Source organism: Actinomadura bangladeshensis, from assembly GCF_004348335.1.
Classification (GTDB): Bacteria; Actinomycetota; Actinomycetes; order Streptosporangiales; family Streptosporangiaceae; genus Spirillospora; species Spirillospora bangladeshensis.
In genome coordinates this window covers 21,434-35,631 of sequence record NZ_SMJW01000060.1, presented here as the reverse complement: position 1 = coordinate 35,631, position 14,198 = coordinate 21,434, and the positions used below count along the sequence as shown (strand labels likewise).

The 14,198-nt window shown below is 75.2% G+C and carries 10 protein-coding genes; 4 read left to right on the top strand and 6 right to left on the bottom strand.

The features are described 5' to 3' along the window. Positions 1–52 precede the first annotated feature (52 nt). The 5 genes from E1284_RS14460 to E1284_RS14445 form a co-directional block, all read right to left on the bottom strand. Positions 53–1,075, bottom strand: coding sequence for a LacI family DNA-binding transcriptional regulator (locus tag E1284_RS14460; RefSeq protein WP_131939586.1), 1,023 nt, complete (start codon positions 1,073–1,075; stop codon positions 53–55). Positions 1,076–1,136: 61 nt separating this feature from the next. After that, the gene (locus tag E1284_RS43660) at positions 1,137–1,265 is read right to left on the bottom strand and encodes a hypothetical protein (protein ID WP_279433042.1); all 129 of its coding nucleotides are present in this window, start codon (positions 1,263–1,265) and stop codon (positions 1,137–1,139) included. Between the two features lie 19 nt (positions 1,266–1,284). Next, positions 1,285–2,640 (bottom strand): FUSC family protein, encoded by a 1,356-nt coding sequence (locus E1284_RS14455; protein ID WP_131939585.1) that lies wholly within the window; start codon positions 2,638–2,640, stop codon positions 1,285–1,287. Between the two features lie 59 nt (positions 2,641–2,699). Beyond that, a complete protein-coding gene (locus E1284_RS43075) occupies positions 2,700–3,233 on the bottom strand; it encodes a CGNR zinc finger domain-containing protein (RefSeq protein WP_243714479.1) in 534 nt (177 codons plus the stop codon). A 19-nt stretch (positions 3,234–3,252) separates the two neighbouring features. After that, positions 3,253–4,698, bottom strand: a complete 1,446-nt coding sequence (locus tag E1284_RS14445) for a type I glutamate--ammonia ligase (protein WP_207923750.1) — start codon at positions 4,696–4,698, stop codon at positions 3,253–3,255. Positions 4,699–4,812: 114 nt separating this feature from the next. Here E1284_RS14445 and E1284_RS14440 point away from each other — a divergent pair, with 114 nt between their 5' ends. The 4 genes from E1284_RS14440 to E1284_RS14425 are packed head-to-tail and all read left to right on the top strand — an operon-like array spanning position 4,813 to position 12,936. Then, positions 4,813–5,937 carry an amidohydrolase family protein gene (locus E1284_RS14440; RefSeq protein ID WP_131939584.1) on the top strand — a complete coding sequence of 375 codons (1,125 nt, stop codon included), beginning with the start codon at positions 4,813–4,815 and terminating at the stop codon, positions 5,935–5,937. Positions 5,938–5,963: 26 nt separating this feature from the next. Continuing rightward, positions 5,964–7,349 (top strand): FAD-dependent oxidoreductase, encoded by a 1,386-nt coding sequence (locus E1284_RS14435; protein ID WP_131939583.1) that lies wholly within the window; start codon positions 5,964–5,966, stop codon positions 7,347–7,349. Positions 7,350–7,385: 36 nt separating this feature from the next. Then, entirely contained in the window at positions 7,386–10,751 is a 3,366-nt protein-coding gene (locus E1284_RS14430; RefSeq protein WP_131939582.1) for a DUF4132 domain-containing protein, read from the top strand. A 10-nt stretch (positions 10,752–10,761) separates the two neighbouring features. Next, positions 10,762–12,936: a DUF4132 domain-containing protein gene (locus E1284_RS14425; protein ID WP_131939581.1), complete on the top strand. Its 2,175-nt coding sequence runs from the start codon at positions 10,762–10,764 to the stop codon at positions 12,934–12,936. Here the strand turns inward: E1284_RS14425 and E1284_RS14420 are convergent. Next, entirely contained in the window at positions 12,933–14,189 is a 1,257-nt protein-coding gene (locus E1284_RS14420) for a tetratricopeptide repeat protein (RefSeq protein ID WP_131939580.1), read from the bottom strand. The two genes, E1284_RS14425 and E1284_RS14420, sit on opposite strands and share 4 nt — an antisense overlap. Between the last annotated feature and the right edge of the window lie 9 nt (positions 14,190–14,198).

Sequence of the window (14,198 nt, the reverse complement as noted above, 5' to 3'; positions counted from 1 at the left end):
CGCAGCGCCTCCCCGCGGCCCGGCCCCGGCCGCGGGGAGGCGCTCCCTCGTCTCAGCCCTGGTCGGGCGGCGGGGCGGTGCTCTTGCGGACGACCAGGCTCGTGGACAGCTCCAGCCGCGTCGCGACCGGCTCCCCGTTGCGGATGCCGAGGATGATCTGGGCGGCGGACTCCGCCATCTGCCGCAGCGGCTGGTGGACGGTCGTGAGCGCGGGACTGGCCCACGGCGCCACCGCCACGTCGTCGTACCCGACGACCGACAGGTCCTCGGGAACCCGCAGCCCGTGGACCCGCGCCGCCTCCAGCACCCCGAGCGCCTGCAGGTCGCTCCCGGCGAAGACCGCGGTCGGCCGGTCGGGGCGCCCGAGCAGCTCCATCGCCCGCTCGAAGCCGCCCTCCACATGGAAGTCGCCGTAGGACACATACGACGGCTCGACGTCCAGCCCGGCCATGCTCATCGCGGAGCGGAACCCGTCCAGGCGCGCGACGGAGCACAGCATGTCCGCCGGCCCGGTGATGATCGCGATGCGGCGGTGCCCCTGGTCGATCAGGTGCCGGGTCGCGGCGAGCCCGCCGGACCAGTTGGCCGAGCCGACCGAGGGGACGTCCGGCTCCGGGTCGCCGGCCGGGTCGATGATGACGAACGGGATCGACCGGGACCGCAGCCGCTTCTTGTACTCCGGGGGCAGGCTGGAGAACGTCAGCACGACGCCGAGCGGGCGGCGCCGGAGCACCCCGCTGATCCACTCCGGGCCGGGGGAGTGCCGGGTGCCGCTCTCGGTCAGCACCAGGCTCGCGCCGTTGGCCTTGGCGACGCTCTCCACGCCCCGGATCAGCTCCATGGTCCAGAGGCTCTCGATCTCGTGGAGGACGATCTCGATGAGCGGCGCGTCGGGGCCCGACCGGGACCCGCGCCGGTAGCCGTGGTGCTCCAGCAGGCGCTCCACCCGGAGCCGCGTCTTGCGGGCGACGTCCTCGCGTCCGTTGAGGACTTTCGAAACCGTCGAAATGGAGACGCCGGCCTGATCTGCCACTTGAGCCAGGGTCACCCGGGCTGTTTCGTCCTCCTGCTGCATGCTCGAAGCATAAGGATCTCGGCGGTGACTCCGAAAGTTGGTATCCGCGCGGAGACGCAGATCACTCCCGCCCGTACCGTTCGATGGCGGTGAGGAGGAGGTCCTCGGCGAGGGCGTAGACCTCGTCGACCTCCTCGGCGTCGCCGGTGAAGCGCCCGTTCGGCGGCATCGCGGGCATGTCGCGCGGCATCGCGCTCCAGGCTGCCCTGTCACCGGCGATCGTCGGGGGCGCGGGGATCGTCGGGGCCGTGCGGGCCGTGCGGGCCGCGCGGGCCGCGGGTGGTGCGCTCGGCCGCCTGGGCGGCGGACCCGGCGGCCCGGCGGAGCTGCTGCCCGGCCTGCTGGACGGCCTGGACCGGCCGCGCGGGCAGGTGCCGGGTCGCGCCGCGGTGCCGCCGCCAGTGCTCGCGGGCGCGGGTCCGGTGCTCGACCCGCAGGTTCTCGATGAGCCGGTCGATGTCCATGGACACCTCGCCGTACAGCGGCCACAGGTCGCCGGCCGCGGCCCGCCCGTGCAGGTCGCGGCGCAGCCGGGCGCGGCGCTCGCGGGCCACGTCCACCCGCACCTCCAGGTCGTTCTCGGCGAGGAAGGGGCGGGCGTCGCGGGCCAGGTCGGACCGGGCCAGCCGGCCGTAGGCGGCGATGCTCGCGGCGATCCCCGAGAGCGCGTCGGCGAGCCGGGCGCGCAGCGCCGGGTCGGTGAGCAGCCGGCCCCGGTCGCCGAACCCCTCGTCGTCGGCGAGGGACCGGGTCAGGCCGCGCAGCGACAGCATGGAGTGCTCCATCGTCTCCATGGCGTTGCGGAGCGCGACGCCGGCGTCGACGAGCCGCCGCGCCCGCGGGTTCAGCTTGACGCTCTCCTCGGCGGCGCCGAGGTCCTGGTCGGTGCGGCTCAGCTCGCGGGCGAGCCGCTCCGCCTCCTCCTGCCAGCGGGCCGCCTCCCCGTCGGTGCGGTCGCCGCGCAGGCCGTCCGCGATGCCCTCGATCAGCCCCCGCAGCTTCTCGGCGACGTCCTGGACGGCGTCCTCCGCCGGCCGCACCCGCACCGACGGGACCAGCAGCGTCGCCGCCAGCCCGGTGCCCGCGCCGATCAGCGTCTCCAGCACCCGCTCGGCCGCGCCCGCCCCGCTGGCCGTGCCCAGCGCGAAGATCAGCATCGCGGAGATCGGCACCTCCAGCACGTGCTCGCCGAGCCGCAGGACGTGCCCGATGACGAGCGCGGCGCAGATCGTGATGCCGAGCGCCCACCAGGAGAACCCGATGGTGGACGCGGCCATCACCGCGACCAGCACCCCCGAGGTGACCGCGAGCACCCGCAGGATGCTCGCCTTGATCGTCCCGACGACGGAGAACTGCACGACCAGCAGCGCGGTCAGCGGCGACAGCAGCGGCTCCGGCGTGTCCGGCGGCAGCACCGCGTCCGCCAGCACGAACGCCAGCACGGCGGTGAGGGTCAGCCGGGCGATGCGGTAGACCGTGGACTGCACCTCCGTCGCCACCTGCAGCGGCGAGCGTCCGGCGCGGCCGCCCCGGTCGGGCCCCGGGCGCAAGAACGGGCGTGGCATGCCGGGAGTCTTTCCCCCGCACCGGCAATATTGCGGCAAAGCCGTGAATGCGGGGCAGGTCACGTCCGGTGCCGGGCGCGGAACGCCGCCACGTTCGTCCGGTTCGCGCACGCCTCCGAGCAGAACCGGCGCCGCCCCGCCCGGGATGTGTCGGCGTACACGCGGTCGCAGCCCTCGGCGGCGCAGACGCCGGTCCGGCCGAGCCCGTGCTCGACGACCAGCTCGGCGAGGTTCATCAGCGTGGTCGCGCGGAACCGGTCCGGCAATCGCGACGACGGCGGCGCGTAGTGCATGTGCAGGCCGTGCGGCTCGTGGTCGGACAGGTGCGGATGCATGGGGATCTCCAGCATCAGCCGGTTCAGCAGCGCCGTCGCGTCCTCCAGCCGGCCGGCCTCGAAGAACGGCCGCAGAACGCGGCCCCAGCGGCGGAACTCGCCGGCGTCGGCGTCCTCGAACTCGCGCCAGAAGAAGTCGTTCTCGCGCAGGATGCGGCGCAGCGCGCCGGGCGAGTCGTCCCCGCCGGCGCCGGTCACGGCGTTGACCAGCGCCACCGCCGCCGACACCCCGTGGCTCCGGTAGCCAGTGACCCGCATCGCCCGTGCCTCCGGTCCGTCAGTGGCGCCAGCGGGTGGCCGCCGCGATCCGCTCCGGCGCGGCCCCGCCCAGCAGGTCGATCTCCCCGCGGCGCACGGTGACGACGGTGTCGGCCACCGCCTCGCCGAGCGCGTCCCGCAGGACGGCGTCCGCCTCGAACGCCGCGACCGACTCCGCCAGTGACGACGGGAGCGGCTCGACGCCCCTGGCCGCGCGCTCGGCGTCGGACAGGCCGACCGGGTCGACGTTCACGGGCTCGGGCAGCCGCAGGTCGGCGCCCAGCCCGTCCCGCCCGGCGGCGAGGAGCGCCGCCAGCAGCAGGTACGGGTTGGCGGCGCCGTCCAGGCACTTGACCTCCAGGTTCGCCGCCGTCGCCCGCTCGCCCTCGGCGCCGGTGACGAACCGGAGCGCCGCCTCCCGGTTCTCCAGCCCCCAGCACGCGTACGAGCCCGCCCAGTGCGAGGGGACCAGCCGCAGGTAGCTCGCCACCGCCGGCGCGCCGACCGCCAGCAGCGCGGGCAGGTGCCGCAGGATCCCGGCGGCGAACGCCTCCCCGGCCGCCGTCATCCCGTACGGGCCGGAGCCGCCCGCCATCGCGTTGGCCGGGCCGTCCGCCGCGCTCTCCCGCCACAGGCTGAGGTGGACGTGTGCGCCGTTGCCGACCGCGCCGGCCTCGACCTTGGGGGAGAAGGACGCGGCCATGCCGTGCCCGATCGTCACCGCCCGGATCGTCTCCCGGACCACGACCGCGGTGTCGGCGGCGCCGAGCGGATCCTCGGCCGCCACCGACACCTCGTACTGCCCGGCCGCGTACTCGGGGTGCATCTGGACGACCGTGACACCGGTCTCCTTCAGCGCCCCGAGGACGTCCCGGAGGTAGCCGGCCAGCTCGGTGACCCGGGTCATCCCGTAGGCGGGGCCCTTTCCGGCGGGGGTGAAGCCGTCCCCGCCGTCCTTCGACACCGCCCATTCGATCTCGAACGCGCCCCGCACCGACCAGCCGAGCGCCGAGAGCCGGTCGGTCTCCCGGCGCAGCAGGGCCCGCGCGTCCAGCGGGTGCGGGGTGCCGTCCTGCGCGTAGCGGAGCGCGGGCGCGTGCGCCCAGCCGGGCAGCGCCGCCATCGGCACGAGCCGCTCCAGGACGGGATGGAGCCGCAGATCACCGGTGGGGCCGCCGATGTACCGCCCCGACACGATGGAGTCGTCCAGCAGGAACACGTCGAACACCGGGGACATCCCGACGCCCCACGCGGCGGCGTGCTCCAGCCGCTCCACCGGGACGGTCTTGGTGCGGGTGATGCCGCTGACGTCGACCCAGGTCAGCGCGACCGCCACGACGCCCTGCCCGGCCAGCCGCCGGGCGGCCTCGGCGGCCCGCCCGCCGAGCCGGGCCCGCTCCCGCCCGTCGAGCGCGTACCCGTCGAGGCCGGGCCCGCCGAGCGCGGTTCGAGGGGTCTGTTCCACGGTGCTGGCTCCCAGGTCGGAGTGGCGGCGGCGGACGCGGGCAGGGCCCGTACAGGCATCGTAGGGAGAACACCGGCCCGTTTCAGGTAGGACGGGCTCAGGGAGGCGGGTGCCGTGCTGGAGTACCTGGAGTCGCTGCCGCTCGTGGACCACCACTGCCACGGCGTCCGCGACCGCGATCTCGGCCGGGCGGCGTTCGAGGAGTCGCTCACCGAGGCGGCGTCGGCGGGCCCGCCGGGCGTCAGCATGTTCGACACGCAGGTGGGGTTCGCGCTGCGGCGCTGGTGCCCGCCCGTCCTGGGCCTGGAGGCGCACGCGGAGCCGGACGCCTACCTGGCGCGCCGCGCCGAACTCGGCGCGGCGCAGGTCAACGCGCGCTTCCTCGCCGCGGCCGGGCTGGACGCCCTGTACGTCGACACCGGCCACACCCCGGAGGCGCTGCTCGGCCCGCCCGAGCTGGGCCGGCTCGCCGGCGCGGACGCCCGCGAGATCGTCCGGCTGGAGGCCGTCGCCGAGGAGGTCGCGGCCGGCGGCGCCACGGCCGCGGGCTTCGCGGACGAGGTGCGCTCCCGGCTCGGCGCCCGCACGGCCGCGGGCGGCGTCGTGGGCGCCAAGTCGATCGCCGCCTACCGGGCGGGGCTGGAGCTGTCCGGGCCGCGGCCGTCCGACGCGGAGGTGACCGGGGCGGCGGGGCGGCTGATGCTCGCGGCCGAGCAGGGCGGGACCGGGCCGCGCGTGTGCGAGGAGATCCTGCACCGGTTCCTGGTCTGGTGCGCGGTCGACGCGGGGCTGCCCGTCCAGTTCCACGTCGGGTACGGGGACGTGGACGCCGACCTGCGGCGCGGCGACCCGCTGCTGCTGATCGAACTGCTGCGCGCCATGGACCCCTCCCCGGCGCTGCTGCTGCACAACTACCCGTTCCACCGGCACGCCGGCTACCTCGCGCAGGTGCTCCCGAACGTGTACGTCGACGCGGGCCTCGCCACCCACAACCTCGGGCACCGGGCGCCCGCGCTGATCGCCGAGCTGCTGGAGCTGGCGCCGTTCGGGAAGGTGCTCTACTCCTCGGACGCGTTCGGGCTCGCCGAGCTGTACCACCTGGGCGCGCTGCTGTTCCGGCACGGGCTCGCCGGGTTCCTCGCCGGCGGGGTGGAGGACGGCGCGTGGACGGCCGCGGACGCCGAACGCGTCGCGGGCCTGATCGCGTCCGGCAACGCCCGCCGCGTCTATGGTCGGTGAAAGACGATCATTGGGGAGGAATCGGAATGGCCGCACGCGAACGCCTGCTCGTCATCGGAGCCGACGCCGCCGGGATGAGCGCCGCGTCCCAGGCCCGCAGGCGGCGCGGCCCGGACGAGCTGGAGATCGTCGCCGTCGAGCGCGGGCACTACGCGTCCTACTCGGCGTGCGGCATCCCGTACTTCGTCGGCGGCGTGGTCGAGGACCTGGACAAGCTGATCGCCCGCACCCCCGCCGAGTTCGCCGAGCGCGGCATCGAGCTGCGGATGCGCACCGAGGCCGTGGAGATCGACACCGACCGGGGCCGGGTGCGCGTCCGGGACGCCGACGGCGGCGAGCGCTGGGAGCCCTACGACGACCTCGTGGTCGCGACCGGCGCCGTCCCCGCCCGGCCGCGGCTGCCGGGAGCCGACGCGGCGGGCGTCCACGGCGTGCAGGTCCTCGACGACGGGGTGGCGATCGTCCGCGCGCTCGACGACCGGTCACCGCGCCGCGCCGTCGTGGTCGGCGGCGGCTACATCGGCCTGGAGATGGCCGAGGCGATGGTGATGCGCGGGCTCGAGGTGTCCCTGGTGGACGCCGCCGACCAGCCGATGGGGACCCTCGACCCGGACATGGGCGCGATGATCGCGGACGCGATGCGCGGCCTCGGCGTGCACCTGTACCTGGGGGAGCCGGTGGAGGGCTTCGACACCGGACCGGACGGGCACGTCACCGCCGTCCGCACCGGGTCCCGGACGCTGCCGGCGGACCTGGTCGTCCTCGGCCTCGGCGTGAAGCCCGCCTCGCGGCTGGCCCGCGAGGCGGGGATCGAGGTCGGCCCGACCGGCGGCATCGTCACCGACCGGCGGATGCGGACCCGGTCGGAGCGGGTGTGGGCGGCCGGCGACTGCGTCGAGAACCGGCACCTGGTGTCGGGCGGCCCGGTCGCGATCGCGCTCGGCACGCACGCCAACAAGCAGGGGCGGGTCGCCGGCATCAACCTCGGCGGCGGCTACGCCACCTTCCCCGGCGTCCTCGGCACCGCGGTGTCCAAGATCTGCGACTGGGAGGTGGCGCGGACCGGCCTGAACGAGCGGGAGGCGGCCGCCGCCGGGTTCGCGGCGGTGACCGCGACCATCGCGTCCACCACCCGCGCCGGGTACCACCCGGGCGCCACCGAGATGAGGACGAAGCTGGTCGCCGAGCGCCGGTCGGGGAGGCTGCTCGGCGCGCAGATCGTCGGGCGGGAGAACGCCGCCAAGCGGATCGACGGCCTCGCGATCGCGCTGTGGAACCGGATGACGGTCGAGGAGATGACCGGCCTCGACCTCGGCTACGCGCCGCCGTTCGCGCCCGTCTGGGATCCGGTGCTGGTCGCCGCCCGCAAGGCCGCCGACGCCGTCGAGGCGGACATGCGCGACCGATCTTGATCGCTTTGTCGGTGATCTCCCCTAACGTGTGGCGCCATGAGCACGACGGGGCCGAGGACGGCCGACGAGGACACCTGGGAGATGCCGGCCGCGTGGCGGAAGCTGGTCCATCCGCGCCGCGACCGGCCGCCGTACCCGGCGGTACCCGCCGACGGCGCCGCGCTCGGGAGGATGCGGGCGCTGCTCGACGCCGCGCGCGGCCGTGTCGAGGAGGTCCTGGCCCTGCCCGGCACGACGCCGGCGCTGGCCGAGCACGCCCGCGCCTACCTGGGCGGCGAGCCCGACCCGCTCGGCGCCGCCGTGGCCGCCGAGGTCGCGATCGCCCAGGGCGGGCTGGTCGAACTCGGCGGCAAGGCCCCGTTCCCGGACGCGTGGCCCGCCGAGCACGGCCTGCCGTTCGCCGCATGCGCATTTGCGGAACTGGTGACCTTCACGCTCGACTACCGGCAGGGGGGACTCCGGCGGACCTGGGCCGGCGTCCGCGACCGCGTGCCGTCCGACCATGTCGGCGGCTGGTGGACGCAGGAGTGGGCGCCCCGACACCTGCGCGCGCTGCTGGCCGCCGCCGGCGACGACGTGTACGCCGAGGCGGTCGAGCGGCTGGCCGCCCGCCGGCGGACGTCCCTGCAGCGGCTGGTCGTCTCCTACCTGGTGCCGACCCGGCGGGACTGGGTCGACGAGGTCTGCGCGGATCCTGCGATCGCGGGCCTGCCGCACCACCACGCGTCCATCCGCTGGATGCTGTTCTGCTCGCTCGGAAGCCCCCGTCAGGCCGACCCCGGCCGGTTCCCGCTCGGCTACCGGGAGCGCGGCCTGAGCACCCTCGCCACCCTGCTGGACGGTGTCGGCACCGGCGCGGTGCCGCTGCTGGCGGAATCCCTCGACGACGAGCACATCGGCGCGGCTCAGAAGGAGACCGTGCTGGACATCCTCGCCGCGCTGCCCGCCGACGAGGCGTTCCAGGTCCTCGCCGACCGGATCGGCGAACGGTACGTCTCGCCCAGGGTGCTCGCCGCCGCCCGGACGTACCCGGCGCGCGCGCTGCGCCTGCTGGCGGGTCCGGCGCGCGGGACGGCGACGGACGCGGCGCTGCGCATGCACGTCCTCACCTATCCGGAGCTGGTGGAGGAGATGCTGCCGGGGCTGCCGGAGGAGTCCCGGGCGGCGATCGAGGAGATTCGCGCGTCCGTCGTCCGGGTCCCGGAGGCGCCGGCGGAGGAGCTGCCGCCGCTGCTCACGGCCCCGCCGTGGACCCGTCCCCGGGGGAAGGCCAAGCCCGCCGTCATCAAGGACCTGCCGTCGCCCGGCACGCGCTCGATCGTCTGGGAGCCGGGGGAGCGCGACGCCTGGCTGGCCGGACCGCACCAGCGCTGGCCCTGGGTCGAGCGCCTGGACTGGGAGGTCCACGCGGAGCGGTTCCGGAAGAGGGAGCAGTACTACTACGAGCAGGCCATGTTCCTCACCGAGGCGCCCGAGGAACTGGTGCGCCCGCTGGTCGCCGAGTGGCAGCCGCCCCGAATGTGGGACATGGACGAGGTCGGCCGGGTCCTGGTGGCCCGGTTCGAGCTGGACGTGCTCGACGGCGCCCTGGACGCGGCCCGGCAGGACCCCGTGGACTGCGGCCGTCTCCTGATGCCCTACCTGAGCGACGAGGTCGCGCGGCTCATGGCCGACTGGCTCGTCCGGCTCAAGCAGGCCGGGAAGACGGCGCGCGCCTGGTTCCGGCGGCACGGTCCCGCGGCCGCCCCGGCGCTGCTGCCGGACGCGCTGGGCAAGGCGGGCCCCGCGCGCCGCGCCGCCGAGAACGCGCTGCGGCTCATCGCGGCCCGGCACGGGTCGGAGGCGGTCGTCGAGGCGGCCCGCGTCCACGGCGACAAGGCGGCCGACGCGATCGAGCGGTTCCTGTCCGCCGACCCCCTGGACATCCTCCCCCCGAAGATGCCCGTCGTCGGGGACTGGGCCGACGCGCGCCTCCTCCCGCAGATCCTTCTCCGCGACCGCGCACACGCCCTCCCGGCCGCCGCCGCGGAGCACGTGGTGACCATGCTGGCGATGACCGGGCCCGGGGAGGAGTACGCGGGGTTCGGCGTCGTCCGCGAACTGTGCGACCCGGAGTCGCTCGCCGGGTTCGGCCGGGCGCTGTTCCAGAGCTGGCTGACGCTGGGCGCGCCGTCCAAGCAGGGGTGGGCGCTGGCGCAGCTCGGGGCGACCGGCGACGACGAGACCGTCCGCCGACTCACCCCGCTGATCCGGGCATGGCCGGGCGAGGGCGGGCACACCAAGGCCGTCACCGGGCTGGACGTCCTCGCCGCCATCGGCACCGACGTCGCCCTCATGCACCTGCACGGCATCGCGCAGCGCGTGAAGTTCAAGGGGCTGAAGGCCAAGGCGCAGGAGAAGATCGAGGAGGTCGCCGCCGAGCTGGAGCTGACCGCCGACCAGCTCGCCGACCGGCTCGTCCCCGACTTCGGGCTGGACGCGGACGGGAGCATGGTCCTCGACTACGGGCCGCGCCGCTTCACCGTCGGGTTCGACGAGCAGCTCAAGCCGTTCGTCATGGACGAGGACGGCAAGCGCCGCAAGGCCCTCCCCAAACCGGGCGCCAAGGACGACCCCGACCTCGCGCCCGCCGCGTACAAGGCGTTCTCCACGCTCAAGAAGGACGTGCGGACCGCCGCCGCCGACCAGATCCGCCGCCTCGAAGCGTGCATGGTCACGCGGCGGCGCTGGCCGGTACGGGAGTTCGAGGAGCTGCTCGCCGGGCATCCGCTCGTCCGGCACATCGTCCGGCGCCTGGTGTGGCTCGCCTTCGACGGTGAATCAGACGGTGAGGGGGGCGGCGGCAAGACGACCGCGTTCCGCGTCGCCGAGGACGGCACCTACGCCGACGTGGACGACGACGTGCTCACCATCGCGGACTCGGCGGCCGTGGGCATCGCGCACCCCGTCGACCTGGACGGCGCGCTCGACGCCTGGGCGGACGTGTTCGCCGACTACGAGATCCTGCAGCCGTTCCCGCAGCTCGGGCGGGTCGTCCACCGGCTGTCGGACGAGGAGCGCGCGGCCGGGCGGCTGACCCGCCTGGAGGGGCGGACGGTCCCGGTCGGGAGGATCCTCGGGCTGACGTCGCGCGGCTGGCGGCGCGGCGAGCCGCAGGACGCGGGCGTGGAGTGCTGGATCTCCCGGCTGCTCCCGAACGGCCGGTACCTGGTCATCGAGCTCGATCCCGGCATCGCCGTCGGCGTCCCGGAGGAGTTCCCCGACCAGACGCTGGAGACGGTCGCCCTCGCCGCCCGGCCGGAGCAGTTCTGGATCGGCCGGGGGGAGCCGACCGGCTCCTTCGCCGACCTCGACGCGGTCACCGCGTCGGAGATCCTCGCCGACCTCGCCACCCTGACCTGAGAGGGAACCCATGGAACTGCCGAAGGCGCTGCTGGAACCGCCGTGGGAGGCGCGCAAGTCCGCCGGGACCCCGTCCGGCGAAGTGCCGGTCCTCGTCGCGGGCCTTGTACCGCCGGACGGCCGCGAGATCCGCTGGGCGCCGGGCGAGCGCGAGCAGTGGGCGGCGACCCGCGTGTACGAGTCCTGGCGGGACGGCGAGTGGGAGGAGGCCGCCGAGCAGTTCCGGGACGGCCGGATGAGCTACGAGCCGACCCGGGCCGCGTTCCTCGCGCAGGCGCCCGAGCATCTGGCCCGCCCGCTGCTGGCCGGCTGGCAGCCGAAGGTGACCTGGGACTTCGCCCACTCGCTCCGCTCGATCGTCGCGCGCTTCGAGACCGACGCGTGGGACGTGTCGCTCCGGCTGGCCAGGCAGAACCCGTTCGGGACGGGGCCGATCCTGCTGCCGTTCCTGTCCGCCGACGTCGCCCGCCTGCACGCGGACTGGCTGTACCGGCTGAAGTCGGCGCGGCGCCTCGCCCGCGAGTGGTTCGCGCGGCACGGCCTCGCCGCCGTCCCGTACCTGGTGCCGGACGCGCTCGGCAAACGCGTCGGCCCGCGACGCAACGCGGCGGCGGCGCTGCGGACCATCGAGGGGGACGTCACCGGGGCCGCCCGCGTCCACGGTGACGAGGCCGCGGACGCGATCGCGGCCCTCCTCGCCGCCGCACCGGCGGCCCCCCTCGCCGACCCGCCGTACAAGCCCCCGCCGCTCCCGAAATGGCTGGACCTGGACGCACTGCCCCGGCCGGCCCTGACGGACGGCGGGGAACTGCCGCCGGACGCGGTCCGCAACCTGCTGCTCGCCATGACGGTGCCGGACAGCCGGGGCATCGACGTCGCCCCGGTCGTGGACGGCGCCGCCGAGGTGTGCGGGCCGGAGTCGCTCGCCGCGTTCTCATGGGCGCTGTTCGAGGCGTGGGAGGCGGCCCGCTTCCCCGGCCGCAGCGGGTTCGTGCTGTCCATGCTCGGGCGGTTCGGCGACGACGCGATCGTCCGCCGCCTCACCCCGCACATCAAGAAGTGGCCGGGGCAGCCCGGCGGGCACGGGCGCGCGGTGCAGGGGCTCGGCGTCCTCGTCGAGATCGGCGGCGACGCCGCCCTCACGCAGCTCGACGGCATCGCGCAGAAGGTGAAGTACAAGGGGCTGAGGGAGGAGGCGCGGCGCCGGCTGGCGTCCGCGGCCGAGCGGCGCGGCCTGACCCCTGACCAGCTCGCCGACCGCCTCGTCCCGAGCTTCGGCCTGGACGACGGCGGCGTCCTCACCCTCGACTACGGGCCGCGCCGGTTCACCGTCGGCTTCGACGAGCAGCTCAGGCCCGCCGTCGCGGACGACACCGGCAAAGCCCGCACGTCGCTGCCCAAGCCGGGCGCCAAGGACGACCCCGACTTGGCGCCCGCCGCCTACCAGCGGTTCGCGGAGCTGAAGAAGGAGCTGCGGGCCGTGGCGTCCGTCCAGGTCGCCCGGCTGGAGACGGCCATGGTCATGGGCCGGAAGTGGACGACCGCCGAGTTCGGCGAGTACGTCGTCGGCCATCCGCTGATGCGCCACCTCGCGCGGCGCCTGGTCTGGCTGGGCGGCGACCGGGCCTTCCGCGTCGCCGAGGACCTGACGTTCGCCGACCTGAACGACGACGCGGTGGAGCTGCCGGAGTCGGCGGCGGTCCAGATCGCGCACCCGCTGGAGCTGGGGGAGACCCTGGACGCGTGGTCGGAGGTGTTCGGCGACTACGAGATCCTGCAGCCGTTCCCGCAGCTCGGGCGGCCCGTCCACACCCTCGCCGACGGGGAGGGTGCGGACGGCCGGCTGGCCCGGTTCGAGGGCCTGACCGTCCCGACCGGCAGGCTCCTCGGCCTCACCCGGACCGCGTGGAGCCGGGGCGCGCCGCAGGACAACGGCATCGAGCACTGGATGTCCTGGACGCTCGCCCCGGACGTGGCCGTGGTGCTCGACCTGAGGCCCGGCATCGCGGTCGGCTACACCGACCTCAACCCCGAGCAGAGGATCGAGCACGTCTGGATCGGGAAGCGCGCGGGCGGCTACGAGCCGTCCCGCGTCATCGAGAACGGCTTCGCGGACCTCGACCCGGTCCTCGTCTCCGAACTCCTCGCCGACCTGACGGCCCTGACGGCCTCCCCGGCGAACTAGGCGAAGCGGCTGCTGCGCACCGGGCCGGGGTCGCGCACCGCGTCCCTCGGCCCGGTGAGCCAGTGGCCGCGGACGGCGCGGACCATCCCGGCGAGCACCTCGTCGGGGTCCGGCGGCGCGCCGTCGTCCTCGACCGCCTCCGGGGCCGCCCGGACGATCTCGGCGGCCAGTTCCTCCACGGGACGCTCGTCCGGCGGCATGGTCTCGGCCCGACCTTCGGGCGTGATGCGCAACTGCTCGCCCCACGGCGACTTCACGATCTGGTGCAGGAACCCGGTGACATCGGCGCTGACCACGGGCGGGTCGGTCCAGCAGGACGCGTGCTCGAAGAGCACCTGCCCCTCGGCCCGCTCGCGCAGCCCCTCCGCCTCGGTCTCGTTCAGGTCGTAGGCGACGACGAGCACATCGGGGCGGCCGGGCGCGAACGGCTCGGCGGGCAGGCCGAGCAGCCGCGCCGCCGCCAGCCCGAGGATCGTGCTCGACCGGTCGGGGAGCAGCCCGACCGACGCCGGCCGCCGCCCCGCCGCGTCCAGGACCAGCCGCAGCCGGTCGAGGCTCCGCCGGCACATCGGGAAACCGTCGGACATGTAGGCGAACCGGCCCGTCATGCCGTCCTCGAACCCGTACGGCGAGATCGTGGCGAGGAACCCGCCGGTGAGCGCGAAATGCCAGCCGCGCAGGTCGCGCGCGTCCAGCGGGGCGACGGCCCGCACCGCGACCGCCCGCGCGATCATCCGGGCGAGGCGGTCGCGGGCGGGCAGCCACTGCTCGTCCGCGCCCTCGGGCGCGGGCAGCCGGCCCGCCTCCCGCCCGGCCCGGCCGACGTCCCCGGAGAACAGCGCGTTGTAGGCGAGCAGGTAGCGCGCGGGCCACGGACCGAGCGAATCCACCCGCGGCTCCAGGACCGCGACCGCCTCGGCGTGGCGGTTCTCCCGCTCCAGCGCGGAAACGAGCTCCATGACCAGCACGGGCTCGTCCGGCATCAGCTCCACCGCGCGCCGCAGCGGGGGGATCGCGAGGAAGGGGACACCGCGCTCGATGCACGCGTAGCCGAAGTCGAAGAGCTGCTGCGGCTCCTGCGCGCGGGCCATCGCCCGCGCCGCGTCCCGCAGGTCGTCGAATCCCGACAGTTCGGCCGCGCCCTCCATGAGCCGCGCGATCTCGCGCAGTTCCATGCCGTCGGCGTTGGACCGCAGATGCCGGATCAGCCCGGCGATGTCGCCGCTTTCCAGAAGTGCCCGCGCGTCGCTCATGGCGGGCCA

Bases quoted from the DNA above. Each gene is read 5' to 3' on its own strand.
- E1284_RS14460 (WP_131939586.1), bottom strand. From the start codon at position 1,075: ATGCAGCAGGAGGACGAAACAGCCCGGGTGACCCTGGCTCAAGTGGCA.
- E1284_RS43660 (WP_279433042.1), bottom strand. From the start codon at position 1,265: ATGCCGCGCGACATGCCCGCGATGCCGCCGAACGGGCGCTTCACCGGC.
- E1284_RS14455 (WP_131939585.1), bottom strand. From the start codon at position 2,640: ATGCCACGCCCGTTCTTGCGCCCGGGGCCCGACCGGGGCGGCCGCGCC.
- E1284_RS43075 (WP_243714479.1), bottom strand. From the start codon at position 3,233: ATGCGGGTCACTGGCTACCGGAGCCACGGGGTGTCGGCGGCGGTGGCG.
- E1284_RS14435 (WP_131939583.1), top strand. From the start codon at position 5,964: ATGGCCGCACGCGAACGCCTGCTCGTCATCGGAGCCGACGCCGCCGGG.
- E1284_RS14430 (WP_131939582.1), top strand. From the start codon at position 7,386: ATGAGCACGACGGGGCCGAGGACGGCCGACGAGGACACCTGGGAGATG.
- E1284_RS14425 (WP_131939581.1), top strand. From the start codon at position 10,762: ATGGAACTGCCGAAGGCGCTGCTGGAACCGCCGTGGGAGGCGCGCAAG.
- E1284_RS14420 (WP_131939580.1), bottom strand. From the start codon at position 14,189: ATGAGCGACGCGCGGGCACTTCTGGAAAGCGGCGACATCGCCGGGCTG.